At 64.1% G+C, this 13,420-nt stretch carries 16 protein-coding genes and 1 pseudogene; 10 read left to right on the top strand and 7 right to left on the bottom strand.

The window, feature by feature from the left end; genetic code table 11:
* Window positions 1-1,283 (top strand): annotated as a pseudogene (locus SR3_RS28875) (DNA ligase-associated DEXH box helicase); the annotation flags it as partial.
* A gap of 87 nt (window positions 1,284-1,370) precedes the next feature.
* Here SR3_RS28875 and SR3_RS28870 read toward each other — a convergent pair.
* The 4 genes from SR3_RS28870 to SR3_RS28855 form a co-directional block, all read right to left on the bottom strand.
* Window positions 1,371-1,829 (bottom strand): ExbD/TolR family protein, encoded by a 459-nt coding sequence (locus tag SR3_RS28870; protein WP_068094423.1) that lies wholly within the window; start codon window positions 1,827-1,829, stop codon window positions 1,371-1,373.
* Window positions 1,830-1,892: 63 nt separating this feature from the next.
* A complete protein-coding gene (locus SR3_RS28865; protein WP_174549214.1) occupies window positions 1,893-2,426 on the bottom strand; it encodes an ExbD/TolR family protein in 534 nt (177 codons plus the stop codon).
* A gap of 136 nt (window positions 2,427-2,562) precedes the next feature.
* Window positions 2,563-3,330, bottom strand: a complete 768-nt coding sequence (locus SR3_RS28860; protein WP_068094419.1) for a MotA/TolQ/ExbB proton channel family protein — start codon at window positions 3,328-3,330, stop codon at window positions 2,563-2,565.
* Between the two features lie 84 nt (window positions 3,331-3,414).
* Window positions 3,415-4,077, bottom strand: a complete 663-nt coding sequence (locus tag SR3_RS28855) for an energy transducer TonB (protein ID WP_068094418.1) — start codon at window positions 4,075-4,077, stop codon at window positions 3,415-3,417.
* 361 nt (window positions 4,078-4,438) lie between these two features.
* Here SR3_RS28855 and SR3_RS28850 point away from each other — a divergent pair, with 361 nt between their 5' ends.
* The 7 genes from SR3_RS28850 to SR3_RS28820 all read left to right on the top strand — a co-directional run bounded on the left by SR3_RS28850 (window position 4,439) and on the right by SR3_RS28820 (window position 11,312).
* Window positions 4,439-5,287 carry a hypothetical protein gene (locus SR3_RS28850; protein WP_157099191.1) on the top strand — a complete coding sequence of 283 codons (849 nt, stop codon included), beginning with the start codon at window positions 4,439-4,441 and terminating at the stop codon, window positions 5,285-5,287.
* A 350-nt stretch (window positions 5,288-5,637) separates the two neighbouring features.
* Window positions 5,638-6,996, top strand: coding sequence for a homoserine dehydrogenase (locus SR3_RS28845; protein ID WP_068094412.1), 1,359 nt, complete (start codon window positions 5,638-5,640; stop codon window positions 6,994-6,996).
* A gap of 246 nt (window positions 6,997-7,242) precedes the next feature.
* On the top strand, window positions 7,243-8,223 hold the full coding sequence (gene glpX / locus SR3_RS28840) for a class II fructose-bisphosphatase (protein WP_068094408.1): 981 nt from the start codon (window positions 7,243-7,245) through the stop codon (window positions 8,221-8,223).
* 218 nt (window positions 8,224-8,441) lie between these two features.
* The gene (locus tag SR3_RS28835; protein ID WP_068094404.1) at window positions 8,442-9,377 is read left to right on the top strand and encodes a ribose-phosphate pyrophosphokinase; all 936 of its coding nucleotides are present in this window, start codon (window positions 8,442-8,444) and stop codon (window positions 9,375-9,377) included.
* A gap of 11 nt (window positions 9,378-9,388) precedes the next feature.
* Complete coding sequence (locus SR3_RS28830; protein WP_068094401.1) at window positions 9,389-10,051, top strand: cyclase family protein; 663 nt, start codon at window positions 9,389-9,391, stop codon at window positions 10,049-10,051.
* A gap of 24 nt (window positions 10,052-10,075) precedes the next feature.
* Window positions 10,076-10,876, top strand: coding sequence for an inositol monophosphatase family protein (locus SR3_RS28825; protein WP_068094398.1), 801 nt, complete (start codon window positions 10,076-10,078; stop codon window positions 10,874-10,876).
* Window positions 10,877-10,892: 16 nt separating this feature from the next.
* On the top strand, window positions 10,893-11,312 hold the full coding sequence (locus SR3_RS28820; protein WP_068094395.1) for a gamma-glutamylcyclotransferase family protein: 420 nt from the start codon (window positions 10,893-10,895) through the stop codon (window positions 11,310-11,312).
* 137 nt (window positions 11,313-11,449) lie between these two features.
* Here the strand turns inward: SR3_RS28820 and bfr are convergent, their stop codons facing one another.
* Both bfr and SR3_RS28810 read right to left on the bottom strand, forming a co-directional pair.
* Complete coding sequence (gene bfr, locus SR3_RS28815; protein ID WP_068094391.1) at window positions 11,450-11,932, bottom strand: bacterioferritin; 483 nt, start codon at window positions 11,930-11,932, stop codon at window positions 11,450-11,452.
* Between the two features lie 152 nt (window positions 11,933-12,084).
* Window positions 12,085-12,261: a (2Fe-2S)-binding protein gene (locus tag SR3_RS28810; RefSeq protein ID WP_068094388.1), complete on the bottom strand. Its 177-nt coding sequence runs from the start codon at window positions 12,259-12,261 to the stop codon at window positions 12,085-12,087.
* A 339-nt stretch (window positions 12,262-12,600) separates the two neighbouring features.
* Between SR3_RS28810 and rpmI the strand changes: the two genes are divergently transcribed.
* Together rpmI and rplT are read left to right on the top strand one after the other, a co-directional pair.
* A complete protein-coding gene (gene rpmI / locus SR3_RS28805) occupies window positions 12,601-12,804 on the top strand; it encodes a 50S ribosomal protein L35 (protein ID WP_068094383.1) in 204 nt (67 codons plus the stop codon).
* Window positions 12,805-12,817: 13 nt separating this feature from the next.
* Window positions 12,818-13,180: a 50S ribosomal protein L20 gene (gene rplT / locus SR3_RS28800; RefSeq protein ID WP_068094379.1), complete on the top strand. Its 363-nt coding sequence runs from the start codon at window positions 12,818-12,820 to the stop codon at window positions 13,178-13,180.
* Here rplT and SR3_RS32285 read toward each other — a convergent pair.
* Window positions 13,150-13,420 (bottom strand): hypothetical protein (locus SR3_RS32285; RefSeq protein WP_218018905.1); only part of this gene is annotated, 271 nt, incomplete at its 5' end. The genes rplT and SR3_RS32285 overlap by 31 nt on opposite strands.

Below are 13,420 nucleotides of genomic sequence, written 5' to 3'. Positions count from 1 at the left end.
CGGGTGAGCGCGATGGCGAGCCGTTCCGCGCGGGCGCTCTGGACGTGCTGGCCCAACATGTGATGAACATCGCCTGCGCCGGGCCGTTCGAGGCTGCGGCTCTGCTGGCCGAAATCCATCAAGCCGAACCCTATGGCTGGGTCGGTGAGGCCGAGTGGGAGCGCGTGCTCCATTTCATCGGCCATGGCGGCTATGCGCTGACCGCCTATGACCGCTTCCGCCGCATCGTGCCCGAGGGGCGGCCCGGCTGGTTCCGGCTCTCCCACCCCGATATGGCCGGGCGACACCGGCTGAATGCCGGGATCATCGTCGACGCCGAGATGATCGAGGTGCGCTTCCGCAACGGCAAGGCGCTGGGCCGGGTGGAGGAGGAGTTCGCCGCCCAGCTTGGCTCGGGCAGCACCTTCCGCTTCGCCGGGCTCGATCTGGAGGTCGAGGGGCTGGCCGATGGCGCTCTGGTGGTGCGCGCCTCACGCAAGGCCGGGGCGATCCCCAGCTATATGGGGGCGCGCATCCCGATCAGCAGCCATCTGGCCGGACGGGTGCAGGCCTTGTTGCATGATCCCGCGCGCTGGGCCGAGTTCCCCGATGATGTGCGCCAGTGGCTGGAGGTGCAGCAGCGCAAATCCGGCCTGCCCGAGCCCGGCACGCTGATGGTGGAAAGCTTTCCCCATCGCGGGCGCTTCTACAGCGTGTTCTACACGTTCGACGGCTGGCCTGCGAATCAGTCCATCGGCATGTTGCTGACGCGGCGCATGGCCACGCAGGGTCTGTCTCCGCTGGGCTTTGTCGCCAATGATTATGCGCTTGCGGTTTGGGGACTGAAGCCGGTTACCGATCCGGCGGCTCTGCTCTCACCGGAAATCCTGACTGACGAGTTCGTCGCCTGGGTGCAGGATTCCTATCTGCTGCGCCGCGCCTTCCGTGAGGTGGCGGTGATTGCCGGGCTGATCGAGCGCCAGATCCCCGGCACGCGCAAGAGCGGGCGGCAGGTCAGCTTTTCGACCGATCTCATCTATGATGTGCTGCGCCGCTATGAGCCCGATCATCTGTTGCTCGATGCCGCCTGGGCCGATGCCCGCGCGCGGATGACCGATGTGGCCCGCGTCGCCGATACGCTGGTGAGGGCCCAGCAAGGTCTGGTGCATGAAGTGCTGGAGCAGGTCTCGCCGCTGGCGGTGCCGGTGCTCTGCATGATCGGGCGGGAGAGCCTGCCCGCCGGGGCGGCCGATGATGCCCTGCTGCTGGAAGCCGAGGAACTGGCCGCCGTGGCCATGGGGTAGGCGCCCCCGCAAGGCGCCTGTCTTTCACCCAAAGAAAAAGGGGCGGATGTCTCCGCCCCTCAATCCGTTCATCAAATGCCTTGAGGCTTACTGAGCCTTGGGGGCACCCGGTGCCTTGCCGAACGCAGCATAGTGCTCGTTACCGACAAAGCCGAACTTGGTCACACCCGAAGCCTTGATCAGGTTCAGCGTGTGAGCCGCCAGATCGTAACCGGCCTGGGCGTCGGGCTGATACTGCAGCTCGGGCTCCGGCATCATGCGGGTCGAGCTCTGCAGATTGGCCACCAGCACGCTGGCGTCGATCTGGGTGCCGTTCCACAGGATGTGGTCATCGGCGGTCAGCACGACCTTGTTCTTCACCGGGTCGACCGGGGGCTTCGGCGCGCTGGGCGGCGGAGGTCCGGGCAGATCGATGTTCACCGCATGGGTGGCCACGGGGATGGTGATGATGAACATGATAAGCAGCACGAGCATGACGTCGATCAACGGCGTCGTGTTCATTTCGCTCATCGGTTCGCCATCGGCGCTTCCGGCTGACATAGCCATTGGCATTACTCCTGATGAGGGCGGCCCCGTCAGACGCTCGTCTGGGGGGCCGACCGATGGTGATTAGCCGTTCGGATCGACCGGGGTCGAGATGAAGCCGACGGTCGGATAGCCGGAGACCTGCACGTTGTAGATCGCACCGGCGACGCAGCGCCAGGGCGCATTGACGTCGGCACGGATGTGAACCTGCGGGATCTTGTCGGGCTCGGCCTTCAGGGCTTCGGGACCGCCTTCGCGCTTGATGATGGCATCAAGACGCTTGAAGGCCTGGTCACGCAGCTCGGCGTCGTCCACCGGCATGATGTTGTTGAAATAGATGCGGCACTCGCCACCGCGAGAAGAACCTTCATAGCCCGGATCGCCCGCGCTACGCCCGGCGCTGTCGGTGGTGGCCACCGAGAGCAACAGGTTCTCGACCTTGTCCTTCGATTCCGAAGAAACCATGATCGGGATGTGAAGATTCTTGATCGTCTGGATCGCGACCGGAACCGCGATCAGGAAGATGATCAGCAGCACCAGCATGACGTCCACCAACGGTGTGGTGTTGATTTCGGACATCGGCTTGTCTTCGCCGCCGCCGCCTACTGACATTGCCATAAGATTTAATCCTATCTTTGCATGTCCCCGCAAGGGGAGGGGGGAGGAGCGGGAGGCCGCATGCTGCCAGCCGCCCCCGCCCGCCCGGACCGAAACCGTAAGGTCAGATCACCCCGGTTCCGGCAGGCATACAGCCTTAGGCCTTGGGAGCGACGGGCTTGGCAGCGGCCGGAGCCGGAGCAGCCTTGGGAGCAGCAGCAGCGGCCACGGCCGGCTTGATGGTGCCCTTCGAGTTGATGTAGGCCAGAATGTCGTTCGAGAAGCCCGACAGCAGCTCGGCGATGCGCTTGTTGCGGCTCATCAGGAAGTTGTAGGCGAGCACGGCGGGAACGGCCACGAGCAGACCGATGGCGGTCATGATCAGAGCTTCACCGACGGGACCGGCGACCTTGTCGATCGAAGCCGAACCGGCGATGCCGATGGCGATCAGGGCGCGGTAGATGCCGACCACGGTACCGAACAGACCCACGAAAGGCGAGGTCGAACCCACGGTGGCGAGGAAGGGCAGGCCGCGAGCCAGATAGGCGTTGATGCCGGCTTCGGTGCGGGCCAGCGAACCGTGCAGCCAGTCATGGGCTTCCAGGGCGTCGACCAGCTTCGAGTGCTGCTCTTCAGCGGTCAGACCGGCTTCGACCAGATCGCGCACGGCGCTGTTCTTTTCCAGCTTGGCAACGCCGTCCTTCAGGGTGGGGGCCTTCCAGAAAGCGCCCAGGCCGTTGATCTGACGGAAAATCTTGGCCTGGTCGTTCCACTTGGTGAACAGGATGAAGAACGAACCGAACGAGAAGATCGCCAGAATGGTCACAATGGTCCACGACAGGGCGCCGCCCTGCTGCATGGCTTCCATGAAGCCGAACTTGTTCTGGGGGGCGGTTTCGCCAGCGGCCAGGATCTGAGTAAGCATGCGAGTAGTCCTCTCAAGCGAGAAATTGATTAATGCAGACAGACAGGGCCAGGGAAAGGCGCCTGCCTTGTTGGGAAGAAGCCATCAGTCCTTGGGGACGACCCACTTCACGCGGCTGGCATAGCTGCCGGGCACCGGGTGGCCATCGGGGTCAGCTGCCGGCTTGAAACGCGCGCGGCGCGTCACGTACTGGCAGGTCGCCTTGTCGAGCTGGTCGTTGCCGCTCGAGCTGGTGACTTCGCAACCCGATACCTTGCCCGAGGGGTCGATCGTGACGCGGAAGCCGGTCACACCCTGGGCACCTTCGCGCAGCGGACCCGAGGGATAATCCTCAGGCGTCACCCACGAGCCAGGATCGCCCTTGGGCTGAGCAGCCACAGCCGGACCCTTGGGGGCAGGCGGGGGCGGCGCAGGCGGCGCAGGCGGCGCGAGAACCGGCGGCGCGGGAGGCGCAGGCGGCGGCGCAACCGGCACCACGGAAATCGGTGGCGGCGTCACGTTCACGTTCACAGGAGGCGGCGGCGCCACGATGGGTGGCGGCGGCGTATCCTGCTTCGGAGGCGGCGGCGGCGGCTCCGGTTTCTTCTCTTCCTTGACGTCCACAGTGGTCACTTTCTTCACCACGGCCTTGATACCTTCGTAGGCAAGACCGGAGATCAGAGCATAGCCGATTGCGACGTGAATCAAGGCAACGATGACAAGCGCGGTAATACGATTACCGCTCATCTGTTGATCAGCGTAGGCCATTCAGACGCATCACTCCATCACAACCCCGGGAATATCCCGGCGCAGCCATGAACACACGCAGGGCTGAATGTCCCTGTGTGAACCCATGGCAAAAAACTGTTTTTCCACCCTGCCGGAAGTTTCCGGAAATGCTATGCCGGCCTTGCGACAAGGCAGACACGACATATATCGGGCCTTATTATCGGTTGGCCCCTGATTACCGGTGCTTTAACCGGCCCTGTCGGCTCGTGCAACGCCTTAATCGGCTGGGGCATGGGCTTAAGAGAAAATTCATATAGGATCGGCTCTTGCTGGCCGCTTGCCCGCTGGGCTAGTCTGGGGGCAAGGCGCTAATTTCCTGATATAGCAGGAGTTGTTTTGCATGAGCATATCGCGGTGGACCGGGCTGACCGCCTTAACGGTTGTTTTGGCGCTGATTCAACCGCATGGGGCAAATGCCGTAGCCGTGCCGCCCCCGGCGCCGCCAGCCCTGCATTACGCCGATCTGGTGGATCTGGCCGATTCGGCCCCGCTGGTGCTGCGCGCGGAGATTCGCGATGCCGTTCTTTTGAAGCCCGAGCGCGCGCCCGATGTGCGCGCCGGATGGGGCCGCATCTATGTCGAGGCCACCGCCACTCAGGCCCTGCGCGGCACGGTTCCCCCCGGCATGGTCATACGTTATTTGGCGGATGTGCCGCTGGGCCCCAAGGGCAAGCTGCCGCCCTACAAGAAGCTCTCGGTGCTGCTCTTCGCCCGGGGCAAGGCCGGTTCGGACGAGCTGCAGCTGGTCGCACCCGATGCCCAGCTCGTCTGGGGTCAGGATCTGGACACGCGCGTCCGCTCGCTGCTGGGCGAACTGGGTGCCAGCGACGCCCCGCCGCGCGTGACCGGCGTGACCCAGGCGCTTTACGAACCCGGCAACCTTGTCGGCGAGGGTGAGACGCAGCTTTTCCTCTCCACCAGCAACAGTCAGCCCGCCACCATCACCGTGCTCCACAAGCCCGGGCAGCCGACGAACTGGAGCGTCTCCTTCTCCGAGGTGGTCGATGCCCGTGGCCGCCCGCCCGCGCCCGATACGTTGCCCTGGTTCCGTCTGGCCTGCGGCCTGCCGCGTGCTCTGCCGGGCGGGGTGAACGTGTCGGACAACAACGACGATCGCGTGCAGGCGGCTTTGGATTACGATCATGTGTTGAAGGATCTGGGAGCTTGTGAGCGGGCTCGTTCGCATTGATTTCAAGATATTGAAGGAGAACATGCGAGGGTCATGACCCTCGCGCTCCCTTTAATGTCCACGTTGCGCCCCGGCTAAGCCTGGGGGGCATACATGGAGAGCGCCGCAGGCTTTCCCCGCGCGGCGGGTGATCCTATAGGAACTGCCTGCGGCGCTTTCGCGTCACGCTGGTGGAGAGCCGGGGCGCCATGATCGGGCGCCACTGCCCCATCGTCGGGAGACGGAATGGGAGCGCGAGGGGGTAACCCCCTCGCAACTTAACTTCCTTTCTACCCCCTTCTCACGACATATAGCATTGCGATCCCGGCCCCACGCGATTAGGGCCAGCCCCTTAAACCAAAGGCGATACCATGTCCGACCTGACCAATGCTGCCGTTGCTTCCACCCGTCGTCTGCCGCTGCGCATTGCGCTTGCCGGTCTTGGCACGGTGGGCGCGGGCGTCATTCGTCTGGTGGAGGCCAATGCCGATCTGATTGCGCGGCGGGCGGGCAGGCCGGTGATTATCACCGCCATCAGCGCGCGGGATCGCGGCAAGGATCGCGGTGTCGATCTTTCGGGCTTCGCCTGGGAAGACGATATGACCGCCATGGCCGCCCGCGAGGATGTCGATGTGGTGGTCGAGCTGGTGGGCGGCTCGGATGGTCCGGCGCTGACGCTGGCGCGCAATGCGATCAAGCATGGCAAGGCGCTGGTCACCGCCAACAAGGCGATGATCGCGCATCACGGCATGGAGCTGGCCGGCAAGGCCGAGGCCAGCGGCGTGGCGCTGCGTTTCGAGGCGGCGGTGGCGGGCGGCATCCCGGTCATCAAGGGCCTGCGTGAGGGCGCGGCGGCCAACAAGGTCGAGCGCATCTATGGTATCCTCAACGGCACCTGCAATTACATCCTCTCCACCATGGAGGACACGGGCCGCAGCTTCGCCGATGTGCTGAGCGAGGCCCAGGCCAAGGGCTATGCCGAGGCCGATCCCACCTTCGACATCGAGGGCACCGATGCGGCGCACAAGCTCTCGATCCTCTCGGCGATTGCCTTTGGCTCGCAGATCGATTTCGCCTCGGTGGACACCAGCGGGATCAGCCGCATCTCGGCCGCCGACATCGCCGAGGCCGAGGCGCTGGGTTACATCATCCGCCTGATCGGCATGGCCGAGAGCGATGTGGGGCCCGATGGCAAGGCGCGGCTGTTCCAGCGCGTGCAGCCGCATCTGGTGCCGCGTGACAATCTGCTGGCCCATGTCGATGGCGCCACCAATGCGGTGGTGGTCGAGGGCAATTTCTCCGGGCGCCTGCTGTTCCAGGGCGCGGGCGCGGGCGACGGCCCCACCGCCAGCGCCGTGGTGGCCGACATCATCGACATTGCGCGCGGCATGGACACCGGCTTCGAGGCCGACATGAGCTTCTCGATCTCGGTGGCCGAGCTGGAGGCGATGGCGCCCGCGCCCTCGGGGCATCGCGTGGGCCGCAGCTACATCCGCTTCATCGTGGCCGACCGCCCCGGCGTGCTGGCCGAGATCGCCGCCGCCATGCGCGATGCGGGCGTCTCCATCGAAAGCCTGATCCAGAAGGGCCACGCTGGCGAGGATGGCGTGCTGGTCGCCATGGTCACCCATGAGTGCCCCGAAGCGGCGGTGAGCAAGGCGCTGGCCCTGCTCGACGGCTCGACCAGCCTGACCCAGCCGCCGCTGGTGCTGCATATCCTCAACGATTGAGCCATATCGGTTGAAACACGTAAGGGCGGGCGAGGGCAGGGCCTTCGCCCGCCCTTTTGTTTGCCTGCCTTTTGTTCCGTTCCGGCACGAATATTTTGCAGTGCGGCATTGGCTCGACAAGTGGCGCTGCACTGGCTAAGTCAGCCTCCACATAGGTATTCAAGACGGAATGAGGCGCGATTTTCGCCCATTTTGTCACGAAAACCGCCTTTACTGTGATTCCAACCGCAAAGGATCCCGACCGACATGACCTCGACTCCAGCCAGCAAGGTTCTTGACCGCGTCCTCGTGCTCGAAATGGTGCGCGTGACCGAGGCAGCGGCGATCTCCGCCGCCAAGCTGATCGGTCGGGGTGACGAGAAGGCTGCCGATGCTGCCGCCGTGGAAGCGATGCGCGCCGCCCTCAACGAGCTCTACATGGACGGCACCGTGGTGATCGGCGAGGGCGAGCGCGACGAGGCCCCGATGCTCTTCATCGGCGAGAAGGTCGGCGCGGCGCAGGGCAAGGGCCCCCGCATCGACATCGCGCTCGATCCGCTGGAGGGCACCACCATCACCGCCAAGGCCGGTCCCAACGCTCTGGCCGTGCTGGCCTGCGCCGAGGAAGGCAATCTGCTCAACGCGCCCGACGTCTATATGGACAAGCTGGCGGTCGGCCCGAACTACCCCAAGGGCATCATCAGCCTCGACAAGACCCCGACCGAGAATGTGAAAGCCGTGGCCGAGGCCAAGGGCGTGAAGCCCGAGGAGATCATCGTCTGCGTGCTGGACCGTCCGCGCCATGCCGCGCTGATCGAGGAACTGCGTCAGGTCGGCTGCGGCATCCAGCTGATCCCCGATGGCGATGTGGCCGGCGTGATCGCCACCACCGACGAGGACACCGGCATCGACATCTATATGGGCAGCGGCGGCGCGCCCGAGGGTGTGCTGGCGGCGGCGGCGCTGCGCTGCGTGGGCGGCCAGTTCAACGGCCGCCTGCTGTTCCGCAACGATGACGAGCGCGCCCGCGCCCGCAAGTGGGGCATCGAGGATCTCAACAAGATCTACGAGCTGGAAGAGCTGGCCAAGGGCGATTGCATCTTCGCGGCCACCGGCGTCACCGATGGCTCGCTGCTGGCTGGCGTGAAGCACCGTCGCGGCGGGATCATGACCACCGAGAGCGTGGTGATGCGCGCCAGCAGCGGCACCGTGCGCTGGGTGAAGGGCGAGCATCGCAAGGACGTCTGATCGCAGGCGCCGGGCGTGGGGGCAATCCTTGCGCCCGGCGTGTCCTGTCTGCCACCCTTGCGCGGGAAGTGGCCCGGATCGGCGTTTTCGGGACGGTTTTGCTCAAGCCGGATGTTGCATTCGTATGACCTTCGGCTAAGGGGGCGCGCAAAGCATCCCCACGCCGGGTTCCTGGGGTAGGAACCCGCGCGAGTTCTGGACACAAAGGGTTCCGCGCGATGAAGATCATGACCGGCAACAGCAATCTGCCTCTGGCCCGCGCCATTGCCGCCTATCTGGAAATCCCGCTGACCAACGCCAGCGTGCGCCGTTTCGCCGACGAGGAAGTCTTCGTCGAGATCAACGAGAATGTGCGCGGTGAGGACGTTTTCGTCGTCCAGTCGACCAGCTATCCCACCAATGACAATCTGATGGAGCTGCTGATCTGCATCGATGCGCTGCGCCGCGCCTCGGCCAAGCGGATCACCGCGGTGATGCCTTACTTCGGCTATGCGCGTCAGGACCGCAAGCCCGGGCCGCGCACGCCCATTTCGGCCAAGCTGGTGGCCAATCTGATCACCACGGCGGGCGCCGACCGCGTGCTGGCGGTCGATCTGCACGCCGGGCAGATCCAGGGCTTCTTCGACATCCCGACGGACAATCTCTATGCCGCCCCCACCATGGCCGCCGACATTCAGGCCCGCTATGGCGATGGCGAGTTGATGGTCGTCTCGCCCGACGTGGGCGGTGTGGTGCGTGCCCGCGCGCTGGCCAAGCGCCTCAACAACGCGCCGCTGGCCATCGTCGACAAGCGCCGTGACAAGCCCGGCCAGTCGGAAGTGATGAACATCATCGGCGATGTGAAGGGCCGCACCTGCATCATGATCGATGACATCATCGATTCGGGCGGCACGCTGTGCAATGCCGCGCAGGCCCTGATGGATGCCGGCGCCGCCAGCGTGACGGCCTATATCAGCCATGGCGTGCTGACCGGCGCCGCCGTGCAGCGCGTGACCAATTCGGCGCTCAAGGAGCTGGTCATCACCGACTCCATTCTGGCCACCGAAGCCACCCGCGATACCGACCGCATCCGCGTTCTGACCATTGCCCCGTTGATCGGCGAGGCGATGCGCCGTATCGCTGACGAAAGTTCGGTCTCCAGCCTTTTTGACTAAGGAAAACAATCATGAGTGGTTCGACGCAGCATCTGATCGAGTTGAACCACGTGATTGAAGAGGGCATGGTCACCTACAAGGGCGTGCCCGGCCCGGTGATCTGCGATTTTCTGGCGCGCGAGGCCTCGCTGGGTCTGTATGAGGGTGACACCACCTTCCAGATCGGGCGGATCGATATGGTGGCCAACACCGGCACCTATCTCGACACGCCCTTCCATCGCTGGGCCGATGGCGCCGATCTGTGCGGCGTGGGGCTGGAGCAGGTGACCAATCTGCCGGGTCTGGTGGTGCGGCATGAAGGCCCCGCCATCGGGCCCGAGGCTTTCGCCGGGCTGGATGTGAAGGGCAAGGCCGTGCTGGTCCACACCGGTTGGGACCGGCACTGGCGCAGCGAGGCCTATCTCACGGGCCATCCCTTCCTCACCGCCGAGGCTGCCACGTTCCTGCGCGATTCCGGCGTGGCGTTGGTGGGGATCGATTCCCACAACATCGATGACACCGCAGGGAAGGCCCGGCCTGTCCATAGCATTCTGCTGCGCGCGGGGATTCCCATCGTCGAGCATTTGACCGGGCTTGACGCTCTGCCCGATGAAGGCTTTGTCTTCAACGCGCCGCCGCCCCGGGTGAAGGGCATGGGGACCTTCCCCGTGCGAGCCCATGCGGTGATCGGCTGACTTTTGCGAGCAGGATGCCCTCTGATGCCCCCCATTCTTCGACTCGATGACGATATTGCCCTTGCCCAGCGCCTGGCCGAGGCAGCGGGCGAGGCGATCCGCCCCCATTTCCGCAGCGGCGTCGCCACCGAGCGCAAGCCCGATGCCAGCCCGGTAACCCTGGCCGACCGCGCCGCCGAGGAAGCCATGCGCCGCATCCTGAAGGCCGAGCGCCCGCAGGACACGGTGATCGGCGAGGAATTCGGCACGGATGAGGGCACCTCGGGCCGGAGTTGGGTGCTCGACCCCATCGACGGCACGGCGGGCTTTCTGGCCGGTCGCGCGATCTTCGGCACGCTCATCGCGCTGGTGGTGGAAGGCTGGCCGGTGATGGGGGTGATCGATCAGCCCATCGCCGGGGAGCGCTGGGTGGGCGCCTCGGGCAAGCCGACGCTGCTCAATGGCACGCCGGTGAAGACCCGCGCCTGCCGCACGCTGGCCGATGCCACCATCGCCACCACCGGCCCGCATTACTTCAGCCAGCATGATGGCGACCATTTCATGCAACTGGCCAGCAAGACCGATTATCGCCGCATGGTGATGGGCGGCGACTGCTACAATTACGCCATGCTGGCGAGCGGCCATCTGGACATCGTGTGCGAGGCCAATCTCAACCTGCATGACTGGGCCGCTCTGGTCCCGGTGGTGGAAGGCGCGGGCGGGTTGATGTGTGACTGGAACGGCGATCCGCTGCATGTCGGGTCGAGCGGCCATGTGCTGGCGCTGGGCGATCCGGCGCGGCAGGACGATGTGGTGGAAGCGCTGATGGGCGGCCATCACCATTGATCGCGTGGCGGGGTTGATGATCCCGCCTGCCTTCTTCTTCTATGGTACGTTGATGGCCGGGATGAGCCAGCCGCTGGCGCGCGTGTGGCATGCGGGTTTGTCGGCGGGTGAAGCGGGCTGGGCGCGTGGAGCGCTATGGGCCATTCCCGATCCTGAGGGCTGGTACCCTGCGCTGCTGCCGGGTGAGGGCAGGGTGCTGGGCATGGTTTATCGCCCGCTGGCTGGCTTCGATGCGGCGATGCTGGCGGCGATGGATCGGTATGAGGGGGATGATTATCGGCGCTTGGCTTTGCCGGTTGTGTTGGCTGAGGGGGAAGTGCTGGCGCAGGCCTATGTCTGGCAGGGCGCTCTGCCCGCAGGCGCCGTGGCGCTGGAGGATGGGGATTTTGCCGCTTTCCTCGCGAGGCGTGGCGAGGTGCCTTATCGCGGCGGCTAGGTCAGGCGCTCGGTTCGGGAGCCACTGCCGTTTCGCCGGGAGACGTTATGGGAGCGCGAGGGGGTAACACCCTCGCATCTTCCTTTTTACCCTTTACCGGCGTCAAAGGTCTGGCGCCTCGACACCGGCAGCAGGGCTCAGCTTTCCTGGGCGGGTTCGCTGTTGAGCTGGATGTAGTTCTGGATGCCCATGTTGGCGATCATGTCGAGCTGGGTTTCCAGCGTGTCGACATGCTCTTCCTCGCTTTCGAGGATCTTCTGGAACAGGTCGCGGCTGATGAAGTCGCGCACGCTTTCCGAATATTCGATGGCTTCCTTGAGCAGGGGAATCGCATCCATCTCAAGAGCCAGGTCGGCCTTGATGATTTCCTCGGTGTTCTCGCCCACGCGCAGGCGGCCCAGATGCTGGAAGTTGGGGAGGCCGTCGAGGAAGAGGATGCGGTCGGCCAGCTGGTCGGCGTGCTTCATTTCGTCGATGGATTCGTGGCGCTCGAACTGGGCCAGCTTGTGGATGCCCCAATGGTCGAACAGGCGGTAATGCAGCCAATACTGATTGATCGCGGTCAGCTCGTTGTAGAGCGCCTTGTTCAGATATTCGATGACCTTTTCGTCACCCTTCATGGTCTGTCTCCATCAGGAATGCGGTGCGGTGGGTTGACCGGGGCTATGAACCCATTGACCGGGAAGGGCAAGCTGCGGGCACGACAAAACAGGGCGGAGCGATCCACCCTGCTTGAGATTTTATGCGATATTGAGGCGGAGAGACCCGTCCCTCAGACCGCGATGGACGCCCTTTCATTGGCCACGATCACATCGGCATCGTGAAGGCACTGGCAGCAGCGGGGGATATGGCCCATCGCTTCATACAGCGTTTCGGCGTCGCCGCCCTGGCAACGCGCGGCGCAGCGCAGATCTTTTTCACGAATGGCATTGCAGATGCAGATATACATGGCATGGCCCGCAGATCAGGTGTTGGCCCTTCTCTAATGCGAGGCGTTCGCATTGGCAATGGTTTTTGCATGTGATTCGCAGAAACTGCGGTGAATTGAGTAAGCATTTGAAAATCCAGTGCAGCCGGTTTCTGCAGCGCCGGGCGGGTGACAGGGCCGAGTGTCACGCCGAAAATGCACCCAAACGACTCCTTCGCTTGCCAATCCCGCCGTTTGCCCGTAAGGGCCCGCGCTTCCACCGGCACGGATGGGTTTCCCCCAAGGAGATTCGCCGGCCCGCCTGGCCATCAAGGGCTGCCACGGCGAGCCGACCGCGCTGCGAACACAAAGGAGTCGAAAATGCCCAAGCTCAAGACCAAGAGCGGCGTGAAAAAGCGCTTCAAGCTCACCGCCACCGGCAAGGTGAAGCACGGCGTCGCTGGCAAGCGTCACCGCCTGATGAGCCACAACGCCAAGTACATCCGCCAGAACCGCGGCACCGAAGTGATCTCCGACGCCGATGCGAAGGTGATCAAGAAGTGGGCGCCCTACGGGCTGAACTGAGGAGTACTGAAGTATGGCACGTGTCAAAAGGGGTGTTACCACCCGCGCCAAGCACAAGAATATTCTGGAGCAGGCCAAGGGTTACCGCGGCCGCCGCAAGAATACGATCCGCGTCGCGCGTCAGGCCGTCGAAAAGGCTGGCCAGTACGCTTACCGTGACCGCAAGGTCAAGAAGCGCACCTTCCGCGCCCTGTGGATCACGCGTATCAACGCGGCTGTCCGCGCTGAAGGCCTGACCTATTCGCAGTTCATCCATGGCGTGAAGCTGGCCGGCATCGAGCTGGACCGCAAGGCCATGGCCGATCTGGCGATGAACGAGGGTGGCGTGTTCACCGCCGTCATCGCTCAGGCGAAGGCTGCTCTCCCCGCCGCGTAAGTGGCTGGGAAAGAGGGACTTGCTTCGGCAAATCCGTCTGGCAAAAGATCAAAGGCGTCGATCCATCCGGATTGGCGCCTTTTCTTGTTGTTGAAATTGTTGCAAATTGTTGAAAATCCTGACAGGGGAGGCGTCATAAGAAAAACCAAGGAGTTTTTCGGATGTCGCGCCGTTGCCATGTACAAGTTCGTTTCTTTCGGCCCCCCGCTGAACTGAGTCGCTATTTTACGACTTTTTACC

Origin of the sequence: Novosphingobium rosa NBRC 15208 (assembly GCF_001598555.1) — a bacterium.
Classification (GTDB): domain Bacteria; phylum Pseudomonadota; class Alphaproteobacteria; order Sphingomonadales; family Sphingomonadaceae; genus Novosphingobium; species Novosphingobium rosa.
Note: the sequence above shows the minus strand (reverse complement) of the source record. Positions and strands in the feature narration are given on the sequence as shown.